This is a genomic window from Shewanella sp. S23-S33 (assembly GCF_043359565.1).
GTDB classification, from domain to species: Bacteria; Pseudomonadota; Gammaproteobacteria; order Enterobacterales; family Shewanellaceae; genus Shewanella; species Shewanella oncorhynchi.
Genome location: NZ_JBHFFD010000012.1, coordinates 71,835 through 87,548 on the forward strand (window position 1 = coordinate 71,835; position 15,714 = coordinate 87,548).

Here is a 15,714-nt window from a genome sequence, read left to right on the forward strand (position 1 = left end):
AATATGAGTAACAGGATGCCTCAAAAAGGTGAGTACTGATATCGCACTAAAACAAAGCTAAAGAACACACTAGCAGCAAACACCGAAAACAAACCGCCAACGAGACCCCGACATGGCACATTCAAACTCCGCTAGCTCGCAATCGATAACCCCAATCGTGACACCACTTGAAGCGTATCGCGCCAAGGTGAGCATAGATCTCATTGACGATCCCGCGCAGCAACAGGCGGTGTTGGCGCTCGATGTGCTATTTAAGCAGTTGATGCTACAGCCACATTCAGCACACTTTCCCCTTATCAACAAACAAGCAATCAAAGGTTTGTATCTGTGGGGCGATGTGGGTCGGGGCAAAACGTTTCTGATGGATTTGTTTTTCGATTGCTTGCCGAGTGAAGGTAAGTTAAGACTGCATTTTCACCGATTTATGGCACGGATACACCAAGCATTACGCGAACATTCGGGTAAACGAGATCCGTTAACTCTCATTGCTAAAAATCTCGCAAAAGAGTGCAAGGTGCTGTGTTTCGATGAGTTTTTTGTCTCGGACATTGGCGATGCCATGATACTCGCAGGGCTCTTTGAATGCCTATTCAAACAAGGTGTGGTGCTGGTCGCCACCTCAAATATTCCTATTGAGCGCTTATATGAGAACGGCCTAGCTAGGCACAGATTTTTACCTTGCATCCAACTGCTGCAAACACACACTCAAATGCTGCATCTCAATGGCAACCAAGACCATAGGATGCACGCCATCAATGCTTCATTAAACAACGAGATTGACATTGATAGCGCTGAAGTTAACGCCTCGATTTCCCGCAATATCGGCATTACCGGAACACTCGATTTTGAGCAGATTTTTGACAAGCTAGTGAATAGGTTAACGCCAAATACACCCAATATGAGCGCTATTGGCATTAGTGATAGCAGAATGAGTAATACTAGCCTCACCATCTGCAACCGTGAAATTCCAGTGATCCGCGCCGCTATAGCACCAACAGGCAACTCAGTCGCTTGGTTCGATTTTTATGCCCTATGTGACGGCCCGAGATCCCAACTCGATTACATCGAAATCGCCAGTCGATTTAAGATCTTAATGGTAAGCGGCGTTCCCAAATTAGGTGGCGAAGTGAAAAGCTGGATCCGTGCCCGCGGCACAGAGGACGGTACAGGTGATAACCAAGCCGCAGCCACGGGCGAGCGCAAACTCTCCTATGCGGCCAACGACGACCCAGCACGGCGCTTTATTAGCTTGATTGATGAGTTATACGATCAAAATGTCAGCTTATATCTCAGCTGCGACGTGCCACTGAATGAACTCTATCAAGGTGGCGCACTCAGTTTTGAATTCCGCCGCACCTACAGTCGATTAATAGCAATGAGTCGAAGTGAATGGCCGTAAAACATTAGCGATTTATCGCTCTGTTGAGTTAGACCAAAACCCTAATATTGATAAGCAAGAAGTTAGCCATCACGATAAAAATTCGAGGAACAATTAGTGACAAGATAATTCATGCATTCAGAATATAACAAGTCAAATACGCTATTTGCAGATACAAGCCTAGAAAGATGAATAAGTACCTAAATTGAAAATCTGCAATCATAGACAAACTAGTACAGAAAAAACATTATAATAATTAAAAATCAAATACATAAAGTAGAAAATCCATCTGCCATAATCGATTCAATCCACACAACTAAATGACTCATTACGTTCAATTTGCTTCTAGCTGTTGCTAACCTTGAGTTTTAAGGTACGGTGTAACTTAGTTTCAATTGTTCTAATTTACAGCCTATAGGTTTAAATCGATCAAATTTACAACCTGCAACATAAAAGCTCAAAAATATAATCTATAGTTTATGCAATCAACTAAAGACTCATGATTCTGAATAAGCGCCATGACACTTAGTTCGAAGTATTCGCTAGAAAATATTAAGAACAGCCTTAAACGGAACTCTTTTAAATACAGGGACGATTAACTTATGTGGTTACGACAATTTAAGATTGGCTCACGATTAATTGCTGCGTTTGGATTACTTGCTCTTGTGTTGCTACTTCAAGGAATCATGTCATTACAGACGATGTCATCCATGCGATCCACTGCAGAAGAAATTGAAGATAATACCCTACCTACGCTGGTCAGTCTGTCGAGCATCAACCTCAATGTGATGCGCGCTAGGGTGTTTACATTTCGCCTGTTATTAGCAAATTCGGCAGCAGAACTTAACAAAGGACTCGATACATTAAGGCAAATCCGCCAGAGTATTAAAACGGATCAAAAAAACTATGAGCCTTTAATTAGCCTGCCAGGTGAGCAGGAGCTTTATCAAGAATTTAGTGGCAGCCTTGATCTATATTTAAAGCATCAAGATGAGATGATCAGCAAGCTACAGGCGAATGATGCAGCCGAAGCTAAACGGATCATGGATGATGTCATGATAGTGCAAGCCGAAAAAATGACAAAGACGCTCATTAGCATTGGCAGCTTGAATACTGAATATGCAAAGGAACAAGGTCAAATAACTGCACAAGCCTACGACGAGAGTAAATGGCTAAACAGCATTATGATAGTGGGCTCCTTAATCGCTGCATTTGTAGTGGCAATATTTTTAACTCGCAGTATCGTGCAGCCAATGAAGGAAGCTGTAGGCATTTCAGTAGCAGTCGCAAGGGGGGATTTAACACAGAAAATCAGCACTGTGGGTAAAGATGAAACCAGTCAACTGATGCAATCATTAGCTGAAATGCAGCAAAACCTGCGCGACACTTTATCCCATATAGCAAACTCCTCTAGCCAGCTCGCCTCCGCCGCCGAAGAACTCAATTCAGTCACTGAAGATGCTTCCCGCGGCATACAGCAACAAAATGATGAAATACAGCAAGCGGCAACTGCGATTACCGAAATGAGTTCGGCAGTAGATGAAGTGGCCAATACGGCGGTGCTCGCTTCAGAAGCCTCTGAAGAAACCGCCCGCAGTACCGAATTAGGTAAAAAACAGGTAGATCAGACAGTCGCAGCCATTATCGACATGAATCAGGATGTGACACAAAGTTCACAGGTTGTTCAAACCTTAGCGATTCAAGCGAGGGATATAGGTAAAGTTCTCGATGTGATCCGCGCCATTGCTGAGCAAACAAATTTACTGGCCTTAAACGCAGCCATTGAAGCGGCGCGAGCGGGCGATACAGGCCGTGGTTTTGCGGTTGTTGCTGATGAAGTTCGCGCCCTAGCCCATCGCACTCAGTCCTCGACCCGTGAAATTGAAGACATGATTAACAAAATCCAGCACGGTACCGAAACGGCTGTGCAATCAATGCAGCACAGCGGCCAAAAGGCTGAACAGGCACTCTCAGTCGCAAGATTGGCAGGGGATGCATTAAACACGATTAATCGCCAAATCAGTACGATGAATAACAGCAACATGGTCATCGCAAGCGCCGCCGAAGAGCAAGCGAAAGTCGCACGTGAGGTCGATAAAAACATTGTGAATATTAGTGATCTTGCCAGCCAAAGTGCTGCGGGGGCACAGCAAACCAGTGCCTCGGCACATGAACTATCAAGACTCGCCGTTGAACTGAACAATCTACTGACGCGATTTAAAGTCTAGAGTATCGCTTTATAATGGAATCTGAGGGTAATGGCGCAAGATGTGTTCAACCGTTACCCTCAATGCATAACGCTATGATCTAGTTTAATAAAGCTTCCATAATACAAGCAAGACTCAAGAGTGCTAGGACCGAGTTTGCGGTGCATGATTAAAGTGCATAGCCAATTCACTGATATCAGTGGCAACCCATTCTGGCTCGATACACTCGACCAAATGCGCCGCCATAAAGTCCACCAGTTGCATGGCGGCATAGGGCAAACGGCGATCTTTACGGCCAACTAGATACCAGTTACTTTCGAGCGGAAACCCCGTAACAGTTAGAATTGCAGGTTTTTCGCGCCCTTCTTGCAAGGTATGCGCCGAAATCACCGACAAACCTAAGCCCGACGCGACGCTCAAGCGTATCGCCTCATTACTCTCGATTTGCATAGTATCACCGAGCGTGATGCCTTGTCCGCTGCACCAAGACTCGAACATTAAGCGGGTGGCTGACCCCGGTTCGCGCACGATAAAACGCTCATTCTTAAGCTCGTTAAAATTCACTTGTTCACGACCCACTGCCCAATGCTCCTTTGGTGCAATCAGTTGCAGCGGATTTTTAATGATGCGTGCAGATAACACGTTATCGCCACTTGGAGGATGACTGAACAGGTATAAATCATCTTCTTGACGTTCAAATCGGCCTAATACATGGGCACGGTTACCAATGTTTAAGGTCACTTTAACCTGTGGAAACTGCCGATAAAATGCCCCTAAAATCCGTGGTAACACGTATTTTGCGGTAGTGACAATACCGATATTAATGTGACCGACACTGCCACCTTTAGCCTGCTGCATAAAAGCATCGAAATCCTCAAAACGACTCAAGGTATCGCAGGCTGCGCGGTACAACTCATTACCAATCAAGGTCGGTAACATGCGGCCATCACGACTCTCGAGTAATGGCTCGCCCAACACATCGGCCAGTTTTTTAAGCTGTAATGACACTGTGGGTTGAGTTAAATGCAATGCCCTCGCCGCTGCGGAAATATTACCTAACCGCACCACTTGCACATACACCTGTAGTAACCGAAAACTCAAATGCCGCAATTTAAGCTGAGTCGATGACGAACGCTTATCCATAGATAATTATCTATACCTAGGTGGTAAACAATTTATTTTTCAATATAACTAATTAGGTCCAAAATCACCAGCCATCAGGATCACTCGACAAGCAAGCGCGTTTTGAACCGCTTAAAAGTCAAACTTAATGAGATACTTATGCCAGATATTGTCATTGCCTTTTTCGCCTTAGGCCTGTTAGCTGGCCTAGTGAAGTCAGATCTTAAAGTCCCACCCGCGATCTACGAAACCCTATCCATACTGTTAATGCTTACCTTAGGTTTAAAGGGCGGAATGGCGCTCCACGGTCACACTCAAAACTTAGTGTTCACTGAGCTGTTAACGGTTGTTGCCTTAGGTTTGATTATCCCCTTGGCCTTATACCCTGTACTAACCCGGCTGGTTCGCATTGGCCATACCGATGCCATTAGTATTGCCGCCCATTACGGCTCCGTCAGTGCGGGAACCTTTGCGGTGGTGATGGCTATGGTTGAAAAATCTGGGCTGATCTTAAGGCCAGAAACGACCCTGTATCTCGTTCTGCTGGAACTACCTGCTATTGTCGTAATGCTCTGGTTACACAGATACTTAAGTGCCAAAAAAGCAATTGAAACATCACCCAAAAATGAAACTCAATCAAGCGTGTTGCACGAAGCCTTAACCAGTCGTGGCGTTGTATTACTCCTTGGCGGTGTGGTGATAGGTTGGCTTTACGGCCCAACGGGACTTGCGCCGCTTACACCTGTGCTACTAGGCGGATTCAAAACCTTACTGGCATTATTTTTACTGGAAATGGGCTTAGTAACGGCCAAAGTGTGTTTGCCGCTACCACTTAAACAATGGCGGTTATTAATGTTTGCCGCCGTAGCGCCCTTTGTATTGGCTTGGTGTGGTATTGGTGTAGGTGTTTGGCTGGACTTACCTTCAGGCAGCATTTTAGTGTTAGCGGCATTAAGTGCCAGCGCATCTTATATCGCAGCGCCAGCGGCCATTCGTGCCGCAATCCCCGAAGCCAATATAGGGCTGGCTATGCTGGCCTCACTCGGCATTACGTTTCCGGTTAACGTGTTAATTGGCTTACCCTTATATCAACATTGGGTAACGCTCATTACAGCTTAGTACTTCTTCGCCGAATAAAGTCCAATGAAAAGGGAGGCATTATTGTCTCCCTTTTCATTGGCATAAGCGTAAACAATTTAAGATGCATCACTGTGATGTGTGGCTTTATCCTGATACATGGCTTTATCGGCGGAATCTAACAGATCCTCTAAGCTCATATCCGAATCCGGTGTCCAATGGGCGATACCTATGCTGGTCGCCAATCTATGTTGCTTAGGATGCTGTTGATTATATTGATCAAGTAACTGCTTAAAACGCTCGATGACCCGATTGACTGTATCTCTATGCACAAAACTTAATAACACCACAAACTCATCACCGCCAAGCCTTGCGATCACATCCGACTCCCTAAAAGCAGTCATTAAGATATGGGCAAAATCATATAACACCTGATCGCCCTTGCGATGACCAAAGCTGTCATTCACTTCCTTAAAAAAGTCGAGATCGAAGAATACTAAGGCCGCCTCAGATTCGGTACGTCGACAACTCGCCAGTGACTGATGGGCCAGTAATTCAAAACCACGTCGATTCGAAATAGCCGTCAAGGGATCTAAGGTATTTTGCGCGATAGAGAGTAATTCAGCCTCTACCATTTGTCCTAAATCCGTTAAGGTTTCAATGTCTTCAGCCGTAAAATCCCGCGGTTCAGTACCGATTAAACACAAAGTACCCACCCGATATTGCTCGTGAATGGTGAGGGGATAGCCGGCGTAAAAGCGAATATGCGGCTGCTCAGTCACCAGAGGATTGTCACTAAAGCGGGGATCTTTGAGGGCGTCGTTCACGATGAAAATGCCGTCATGATTGATCGCATGTCCACAAAATGAAATTTCCCGAGGTGTTTCAGTCACCTCCAATCCTTGACGGGATTTAAACCATTGCCGATCGGCATCTACTAAGGTCACAACACAGATGGGCAAGGAGAAAATTCTGCGCGTAAGCCGAGTAATACGATCGAAACGTTCCTCGGCATCGGTGTCGAGCACATTAAGTGCCCGTAACGTAGCCAAGCGTTGCAGCTCGTTTTCAGGAATTGTAGGTAATTGCATGGCACTCTCAGCTAACTGCTCTCATTAAACTCTAGCCTAAATGGTGTATTCTTGCGGTGTTAAGGCTGAAATTCGTATCAGCCTTAATCCCCTTAAAGACTGCACTATTCGAGCACAGCACGATAAATGTTTAACACCCGCTCAGCATGGTCTTCTACCTCTGACACTGGTAACTGCCCCGCCTTTTGTTGCAGAGTCAGTCGATGATTTTCATCCCGTAGTAAGCAATATGTCTGAGTTAAATGCTGGGCACTCATCATTGGCAAAAGTTCAAGCTCAGCTAACACACCAAAAATCCGCACATTGTCAGACCAAATCGTTAGCTCTGGATACTCGTGAGCATTAGCCAGCACTAAGTACTGGGCAATAAACTCAATATCGGCAATCCCGCCTGGACTCTGCTTTAAATCAAACATGCCATCACTGACTTTAAGCAAGTGATCGCGCATCTTCTGACGCATCTCACGTACCGCTTTTTGCAGCTCAGCTTTATCACGGGGTTTTTCCAATACTGAAGCGCGAATATGACTGAATTTAACCGCTAAACTATTGTCGCCAAAAACAAAACGCGAGCGAACTAAAGCTTGATGTTCCCAAGTCCACGCCTCATTAGCTTGGTATTCGCCAAAACGCTCAATCTCACTGACCATCAAACCCGAGGCGCCAGAAGGACGCAGGCGCATATCCACTTCATACAACTCCCCCGAAGTGGTGCGAGTCGAGAATAAATGCAGAATGCGCTGGGCGAGTTTGAGGTAAAAATGACCAACTTCAATCGGGCGATCACCATTGGTCAGGCCGTTCTCTGTTTTATTTTCACACAAGAAAACTAAATCGAGATCGGAGCCGTAACCCAATTCAATCCCGCCGAGCTTGCCATAACCGACAACGGCAAAGCCTGTGTCACTGCCCTCAAGGTGTGCGGGCACGCCGTGGCGCACTGAAACCTGTTGCCACGCCTGCATCACCACTTGTTCGATAATAGCTTCGGCTAAAAAAGTTAAGTGATCGCTCACTTGCATCACGGGTAAAACACCCGTGACATCGGCTGCGGCGATTTTAAGTTGTTGTGAAAGCTTAAATTGTCGCAGCGCTTCCATTTGCTGCTCCATATCATCCTCGGGCACGCGCATCATGTACTGACGCAGCTCGCTCGGATAATCGTCGATGGAGGTCGTGTCATAGAGCTGCGACGGATCGATAAGCTCATCGAGCAACATGGGGAATTTAGCCAACTGCGCGGCAATCCAAGGACTGGCGCAACACAAGCTCACTAACTGCTGCCGCGCACCAGGGTTTTCACACAAAAGCTCAAGGTAAGTGGTGCGAGTTAAAATCTGCTCCAGCACCTTAGACACGGGCTCAAAAGCTGACGATGGACTCTGTTGATTAATCAATTCTTCCAATAATCTTGGCATTAATTTATCTAAGGTTTCTCGCCCGCGTGGACCAATCGAACGCTTAGTCACTGTTTCGCGCCAACTGCTGAGCATAGGGCACAGCTTGTCATCATCAATTTGCTGTTCGGCCAACAACGCGATCCCATCATCAAGGTCTTGCATGTTCCACAGCTGCGTCGTCCAATGTTCAGCTTTTTCTTCGCCTTCTTCGCCGCCCACTGTGGCTTTAAAATGACGATGGATTTTGCTCATTGCCGCTTCAATATGAGTGCGTAAATCAACCTCATTAGCCATATCGAGTACATGGCACAATCGAGCCCAATCCAATGGATTATTCGGTAAGGTTTGGGTTTGTTTATCGTCAATGGCTTGCAGCAGATTCTCAACCCGGCGCAGCAGTAAATAACTGTGTTTAAGCTCATCCACCGCCAAATATTCAAACTGCCCTAAGCTGTAAAGCGTATCGATAGCACCGAATAAACTCTGCTGACGCAACGCAGGCTCACGGCCGCCACGGATCAATTGAAAACTTTGCACCACGAACTCGACCTCACGAATACCGCCTGCACCGAGTTTAATATTGTCGGTCAAATGACGGCGCCGCACTTCTTGCGCGATGAGTTGCTTCATTTTCCGCAAGGATTCAATTGCCGAAAAGTCGATATAACGGCGATACACAAAGGGTCTCAGGAGGCTGTGTAGTTCATCGGAGAAATGGTTCCAAGGCCCGAGCGCACGCGCCTTGACCATGGCATAACGCTCCCAGTCTCGTCCTTGTTCTTGGTAATAATCCTCAAGACCGCTAAAACTCACCACCAAGGGGCCACTTTCACCGTAGGGACGCAAACGCATATCCACGCGGAACACGAAACCATCGACGGTGACTTGATCGAGCAAGTTCACTAACCTTTGCCCCATGCGGATAAAGAATTGTTGATTGTCTAAACTGCGACGACCGCCGACGGTTTCGCCATGCTCAGGAAACGTGAAAATCAAATCGATATCGGAGGAGAAATTAAGCTCGCGGCCGCCTAACTTACCCATGCCTAAAATCAGTAGCGGTTGCGGATTCCCTTCTTTGTCCATAGGCGTGCCATATTGAGCGCACATATCTTTATAGAGCCAATCGCGGGCGCAGATCACTAACGCTTCGGCGAGCGCCGACAGATCAAGCAAGGATTCCTCTAAACTGGCATAGTCTAAAAAGTCACGCCAAGCTAAACGCACCATTTGATAGTTACGAAACCGTCGCAGGGTGGTTTTAGCCATCTCCTCAGTGGTCGTGCTAGCCAGTTCTTCATGTAAATCAACATCAAAGTTTTTACGATCAATCAGGCTTAACTCACCCGCAAACAGCATAGCGATCCACTCGGGATGTCGGCATAGTTGAGCCGTCACATAATCACTGAGTCCCAAAACCGTTTTGAGTTCTTGCTGCTGAGCAGGCGTTAATTGCGCAAGTCCTTCGGACCATGCTTCCTCTAATCGCAGCCAATTGCGTTCAGCGGTTTGATTAATAAGAATAGACAATGACTTATTACTGTCTTTTTGCATGGTCATAATAATCCCTAACAAATTTAGCTATCGACATATTATGTCGTAAATGATATAGATTGACGCCACATCATGTTATGTTCGACGAGACTTGCAGCTACCTGATGTAACACACAAATAAAGGTTTACACTTTTATCTGTGGCATTTAAGGGTACTATAACCTGCGCGGCAGGCATATTGGGCAAGCGGATTATTATTGCCTGCAAGTATTTGAGTTTTATTTCATTACCTTTTGGAGAAAACATGGCAGGAATGCTAACCCGTGTTCTCACATCGATACTTTTTTTAGCCGTTTCGCTATCGCTGACGGGTTGTGGCGATGACAGACCGGATAAAATCGCGAAGTATCAACAACTCACACAGCAACGTCTCGCTACGCTCACGACGATGATCGATGACGGCCAGTTGCGTAACGCTAATCTCTTAAAACAATACACGACACTGCTAAAGCAACAGAAACCCGATTTAGCGCCCTTACTCGATGAATTAGCAAAGGATTCTGGTACCCAAGGTCCCATGTATACCTCGCTAAAACGTCGTTTAGATGAATCAAAAGTGGCAAGTAACTTTGCTGATCTCGATCAACAGCTGGCCGAAGCAGAAAATCTTTATCAAGCTGCAGATCCCAGCCTGTTTAACGATATGTTGTCTGATCCCGTCAACGTGGTCGCCGATATGTCCGACGGCAAACTGGCTCGCGTAAATGCGATTAGCCGTGAGGCCGCAACATTAGCCAATGGCGGTGAAGATTTCGGCCCTGGTAGTCAACTGGTCGGCAATCCCTCTTACGGTAACTGGCAAACCGACTCGAGCGGCACTTCGTTTTGGGCTTGGTATGGCATGTATTCGATGTTTTCGAATGTCTTCAATCGCCCAGTTTCCTACGATCGTTGGTCGGGTAACCGAGGTTATAGCTATTACAATGACGTAGGTCGTTATCGCTATACCTCACCCAAACAAGCGGATGCGCAAAATAAGACCTTCGAACAAACGAAAAAACGTTTCGACTCACAAGGCAAGCGCTTTGACAGCCCTTATGCTAAACCGCGAACTGGTGGCACGGCGTTATCCCGTGAAAGTACCAGCGCACCTAAGGCCAGCACGACAAGTGCGAGCAAGAGTTCGAACAGTAAGTTTCGATCTAACTATGCTAAAGACAGCAGTTTCCGCAATTCCAGCAATCGCACGACCCGCAGTGTGCGCCGGGGCAAGTAACTAAGGATTTCCAATGACATTATTTCAGGATTTCGGTATCACACCAGAGCTAGCCATCATTCTGGCTATCGATCTCACCATAGCCGTGATTTTGCTAACGCTAATGCGTTATTTGCAAGGTTGGAGTGTAAAGGTCAATAGCAGTAAGGAGCTGGCAGAGCGGGATAACTTTGCCTTTGGCATAAGTACCGCTGGCGCAGTTGCCGCCCTAGGCATAGTGCTTACAGGCGCTATCACAGGCGCTGCGGCACACTCTTATCTTACCGAAGCGATTGGCATGAGCTGCTATGGTTTATTCGGTTTAGTACTGATTAAACTCGGCCGTTTTCTCCACGATAAAATAGCGCTAAATGAGTTTGATAAGAACGAGCAAATCATCAAAGGTAATGTGTCCGTCGCTATCGTCGATGCTAGCGTTGCTATTGCTACCGCCATTATCATTCGCTCCGTCTTGCTGTGGGCAGAAGATTTAACGGTCGATACCTTCATTGCCATCTTCAGCGCCTTTGCGATTTCGCAGTTGATGTTAGTGCTACTCACGCGCTGGCGTGAAAACCGTTTCGCAAGCCGCAACCAAGACTCGTCTATGCAGCAAGCCTTAGCCCAAGGTCATACAGCGTTAGCGCTACGCCATGCGGGTTACATGATTGCTATGGCACTGAGCTTTAATGCCGCAAGTCACTTTATTATTTATAATCCAACGGCTTATGTGACTAACGTGATCGGTTGGTTAGTGTTCTCAGTCATTATGCTGATCGCACTCTCCTTACTGCTGTTCGTCGTGAAGAAACTGGTATTAGCCCGTATCGATTTAGCCGATGAAGTGGAAAGACAACACAATATCGGTATCGCCGCAGTAGAAATGGCGATCAGTATCGCTATCGCACTTATTCTTACGGCACTTATGGCTTAATCGAATGCAAGAAATTAGCTTAACTCCCTCGGCGGCTAAACCTAGCCGCCTAGGTTGGTTCGACGATGTTCTCTTATTGGGCATTATGGCCGTATTAGCAGGTTGCGGCCTGATCTACGAATATCTTTTATCCCACTATGCGGGCCGCATTTTAGGCGCATTAGAAGCCGCCATTTACACCATGATAGGCTTAATGATTGTCTCCATGGGACTAGGTGCCTTCGCCGCGCGTAAGATCCGTGATGCCTTTACCGGTTTTGTGATCTTAGAACTCACAGTTGCACTCTGTGGCTCACTCGCCATTTTAATCACAGCAGCGGTGATTGGTTTTGGTCAACAACTACCATTGATCATTGCTAACACCTTAGGTTTACCGCCAGATCAACTGCCCGAAGGTGGCATGATAGGCTCGCTGCAAAAACTCAGCGAATACTTACCCTATGTGTGGGGTGTGTTATTGGGCCTGATGATTGGTATGGAAATCCCGCTGATTGCTAGGGTTCGCCAATCCCTTTCCGACGAGCATTTACTGCATAACGCGGGCACCATTTACGGAGCTGATTACATAGGCGCAGGCATAGGTGCCGCCATTTGGGTTGGCTTTATGCTCGCCATCGATATCCAACTCGCCGCAGCCTTAACCGCCAGTTTCAATCTATTGGCAGGTTTTGTGTTTATTTGGCGATTCTGGCCTAAAATCCGCCGCCCTAAACTGCTTTTGAGTGGGCATTTTATCGTGACTGGTGTCTTACTCGTATTAGCAATCCACGGCCCACGCTGGGAGCAAGAATTCAATAATTTGCTCTATAAAGACAAAGTGGTTTACGCCAAGGCGACACGTTTCCAACAGCTGACCTTCACCGAGCGGTTGCGCGGTAACGGTCTGCCGCCCGTTTATGCTTTATACATCAATGGTCGCTTACAATTTTCTAGCATAGACGAGCACATCTACCATACGTTTCTCGTTCATCCTACGCTCGCGGCCAGTGCCCGTCACAACAAGGTGCTGATCATTGGCGGCGGTGATGGACTCGGTCTAAAACAAGTACTGCGCTGGGAACCTCAACAAGTCACGCTGCTCGATCTCGATGTGGGCCTAGTGCAATTATTTAAATCGCCCGATACAGATATGCCAGATAGTCTCAGTCGCGCTATGTTGGCGCTCAATGGCAACGCACTGAACGATCCCCGTGTCACAGTGATCAACGACGATGCATTTAATGGTGTCGATAAACTGATTGCCACAGGCGTGAAATACGATGCGATTATCGTAGACTTGCCCGATCCGAGCCATCCCGATCTTAATAAGCTGTATTCGGACTATTTCTACCGTAAATTAAAGGAACTTATGAGCAGTGATGGCGCTCTGACTGTACAGTCGACATCGCCTTACCATGCCCCTAAGGCCTTTATTTCGGTAGCAAAAACCTTGGCATTGGCGGGATTTGACGTCAAGCAGTACCATCATAATGTGCCCAGTTTTGGCGAATGGGGCTGGAGTATTGCAACCTTAGGCGGACTCGATGCACAACACAGATTAGCGAAGTTAACTGAGTTGCCCATCAAAGATGACTGGCTCACTTTAGGTTTAGTGGATGGCGCCTTTGAGTTTCCAGCCAATTTTTATCAAGATGCCGCCAACATAAAACCCAATGAATTGGGTTCATTGCAGCTGTATCACTACCATTTGCAAGATTGGTCCGAGAATCAAGGACTGGATCTTTTTTAATAGGATGAGATAGTACTTGACATATTATGTCTCGGTGCTATCTTTGAACACAGACATAATATGTCAATAAGGACAAATATGAATATCCATACCATTGCCAATCACCTCAACAGTCTTGGCAACAACAGCCAAACTGGCTTTCAATTTGATTGTTATCCAATCGATGGTGAAGTCGAAGTGTTGCAAGTGAATGTGGTCGGCCGTGAAGAAATCCCGGTATTTGTATCGGTAACGGACAACCAAGTACTTTGCATCAGCTACCTGTGGGGCGAGAACGAAGTAAATCAAGAACGTCGCAGTGAAATGTTTGAAACCATGCTAGAGCTCAACATTCCAATGCCCTTGTCAGCTTTTGCAAAAATTGATGACAAATACGTGGTTTACGGTGCGCTATCACTACAATCTAGCATGCTCGAAATCGAGCAAGAATTAGCAGTTTTATCTGATAACTGTTTAGAAGTTATTGATGAATTGGTCGACTATCTGAAATAAGGAGCCACAAAATGGGCATTCTGAATAAAATTTTAACAGCGTTTCGCGGTGGTGCCACCGAAGTTGGCCAAAGCATCGTTGACGCAAACTCAACCCGTATTTTCGAACAGGAAATCCGTGATGCAGAAAAGCATTTAACCAATGCTAAACGTGAACTGACCGATGTCATGGCAAAAGAAATGCAAGCCAGCCGTGAAATCGACCGTCTGAAACGTTCGATTGCAGAACACGAAGGTTATGCAACCCAAGCATTGGACAAAGGCAATGAAGCCTTAGCGATTGAAATTGCTGAAAAGATTGCTCAGTTAGACCAAGAGTTGTCTGAGCAACAAAGCGCCAACGACAGCTTTAGCGCCCATGCTGCACGCTTGAAAGACTTAGTGAAGAAAACCGAACGCCAACTGTCTGATTATCAACGTCAGTTGAGCATGGTTAAAACCACCGAAAGCGTTCAAAAAGCCACGGCAACGATTACCGACTCTTTTGCTTCAAGCAACTCTAAACTGCTGAACGCTAAAGATTCACTAGAACGTATCAAGGCACGTCAGCAACAATTTGACGACCGTTTAAAAGCGGCTGAAACCTTAGCCGATGAAAACAGTGATAAGACGTTGCAAGCCAAACTAGCCGAAGCGGGTATTGGTGAGCAAAAGTCAAACGCAAATGCAGTGCTAGATCGAATCAAAGCACGTAAAAGCTAAGCAATGATTGACCGAATGCCGAGTCTCAGTGGGATCATCACCCCCTACTGACCTCGGCATTTTTTTGTTTCATCCTCATTAAATAAAAATGACCACTATTGCCCGTGAATATCCGCAGCCAATCAATATTAGGCCGCACGCGAGCATAGTCAGCAGGAGTCACTATGGGATTTTTCAATAGTATTTTTGGTAAGAAAGCCCCGCCACAGCGCGAGCTCAATCACCCGTCCCAGCTCAATGTCGGCGACATGATCTCAATTGATGATAGTTTTGCCCTGCCACCACAACTCCGTGGTCAACAATTAAGAGTCGAAGCCGTACATACTTACGAGTCTGAACGTAAACAACACTCCGAGTGGTTACTCAAGGGACATGGTAGCGATACTCTCTTTTTGAGCATTGAAGAAGACGACGAAACCTATCTCGCCTTTTCGATTAAGGTTTCCCGCGCACAAGTGGAGCAATTATTCGATCTCGAGCAATTCAGCGCCCTGTTCGAGGAACCGGGTCATGCCGAGTTAACTACGCAAGTATTACCGGCCGACTTAGCTGAACAACTTGAACAATGGCTTGGAAAACAATACCACCAAGTGACTTTTGCCGCTTTTGGCTATTTCCATCGTCAGGATTATCGTGGCCAAAAGCCGCCACAGGATGCCAATGGCGCCACAGGTGAGCCCTTTGAGTACTATTTATTACTTGATGACAATGAAAGCTGCGCCGTCGAAGTGGAAGTCTACGAAGGGGGTGATACCGATGTCGTCTTGACCCTATATCGCCCGCTAACGGATATTCGGGAATACTGGCCGGCGAAATAACACGAAAATAAGATAA

General features: G+C 46.4%; 12 protein-coding genes. 9 read left to right on the forward strand and 3 right to left on the reverse strand.

The window, feature by feature from the left end:
* The first annotated feature begins 112 nt into the window (after nt 1–112).
* Nucleotides 113–1,399: a cell division protein ZapE gene (gene zapE / locus ACHA99_RS02955; protein WP_393940954.1), complete on the forward strand. Its 1,287-nt coding sequence runs from the start codon at nt 113–115 to the stop codon at nt 1,397–1,399.
* A gap of 581 nt (nt 1,400–1,980) precedes the next feature.
* Nucleotides 1,981–3,606 (forward strand): methyl-accepting chemotaxis protein, encoded by a 1,626-nt coding sequence (locus tag ACHA99_RS02960; RefSeq protein ID WP_173242952.1) that lies wholly within the window; start codon nt 1,981–1,983, stop codon nt 3,604–3,606.
* A gap of 123 nt (nt 3,607–3,729) precedes the next feature.
* Here ACHA99_RS02960 and ACHA99_RS02965 read toward each other — a convergent pair whose 3' ends face one another.
* A complete protein-coding gene (locus ACHA99_RS02965; protein ID WP_173242949.1) occupies nt 3,730–4,728 on the reverse strand; it encodes a LysR family transcriptional regulator in 999 nt (332 codons plus the stop codon).
* Between the two features lie 138 nt (nt 4,729–4,866).
* On the opposite strand from ACHA99_RS02965, the gene ACHA99_RS02970 reads away from it, so the two are divergent.
* Nucleotides 4,867–5,826 (forward strand): sodium-dependent bicarbonate transport family permease, encoded by a 960-nt coding sequence (locus ACHA99_RS02970; protein WP_219251964.1) that lies wholly within the window; start codon nt 4,867–4,869, stop codon nt 5,824–5,826.
* A 77-nt stretch (nt 5,827–5,903) separates the two neighbouring features.
* Here ACHA99_RS02970 and ACHA99_RS02975 read toward each other — a convergent pair whose 3' ends face one another.
* Entirely contained in the window at nt 5,904–6,875 is a 972-nt protein-coding gene (locus ACHA99_RS02975) for a diguanylate cyclase domain-containing protein (RefSeq protein ID WP_393940957.1), read from the reverse strand.
* 104 nt (nt 6,876–6,979) lie between these two features.
* A complete protein-coding gene (gene glnE / locus ACHA99_RS02980; protein WP_219251962.1) occupies nt 6,980–9,835 on the reverse strand; it encodes a bifunctional [glutamate--ammonia ligase]-adenylyl-L-tyrosine phosphorylase/[glutamate--ammonia-ligase] adenylyltransferase in 2,856 nt (951 codons plus the stop codon).
* 238 nt (nt 9,836–10,073) lie between these two features.
* On the opposite strand from glnE, the gene ACHA99_RS02985 reads away from it, so the two are divergent.
* The 6 genes from ACHA99_RS02985 to ACHA99_RS03010 all read left to right on the forward strand — a co-directional run bounded on the left by ACHA99_RS02985 (nt 10,074) and on the right by ACHA99_RS03010 (nt 15,698).
* Nucleotides 10,074–11,045, forward strand: coding sequence for a hypothetical protein (locus tag ACHA99_RS02985; protein WP_105251557.1), 972 nt, complete (start codon nt 10,074–10,076; stop codon nt 11,043–11,045).
* A gap of 13 nt (nt 11,046–11,058) precedes the next feature.
* Nucleotides 11,059–11,958: a DUF350 domain-containing protein gene (locus ACHA99_RS02990; RefSeq protein WP_113939026.1), complete on the forward strand. Its 900-nt coding sequence runs from the start codon at nt 11,059–11,061 to the stop codon at nt 11,956–11,958.
* Between the two features lie 4 nt (nt 11,959–11,962).
* Nucleotides 11,963–13,687, forward strand: a complete 1,725-nt coding sequence (locus ACHA99_RS02995) for a polyamine aminopropyltransferase (RefSeq protein ID WP_028761812.1) — start codon at nt 11,963–11,965, stop codon at nt 13,685–13,687.
* Nucleotides 13,688–13,765: 78 nt separating this feature from the next.
* The gene (locus ACHA99_RS03000) at nt 13,766–14,179 is read left to right on the forward strand and encodes a YjfI family protein (RefSeq protein ID WP_105251554.1); all 414 of its coding nucleotides are present in this window, start codon (nt 13,766–13,768) and stop codon (nt 14,177–14,179) included.
* Nucleotides 14,180–14,190: 11 nt separating this feature from the next.
* Nucleotides 14,191–14,880, forward strand: a complete 690-nt coding sequence (locus tag ACHA99_RS03005; RefSeq protein ID WP_393940961.1) for a PspA/IM30 family protein — start codon at nt 14,191–14,193, stop codon at nt 14,878–14,880.
* 164 nt (nt 14,881–15,044) lie between these two features.
* Complete coding sequence (locus tag ACHA99_RS03010; protein ID WP_028761836.1) at nt 15,045–15,698, forward strand: hypothetical protein; 654 nt, start codon at nt 15,045–15,047, stop codon at nt 15,696–15,698.
* Nucleotides 15,699–15,714 lie beyond the last annotated feature (16 nt).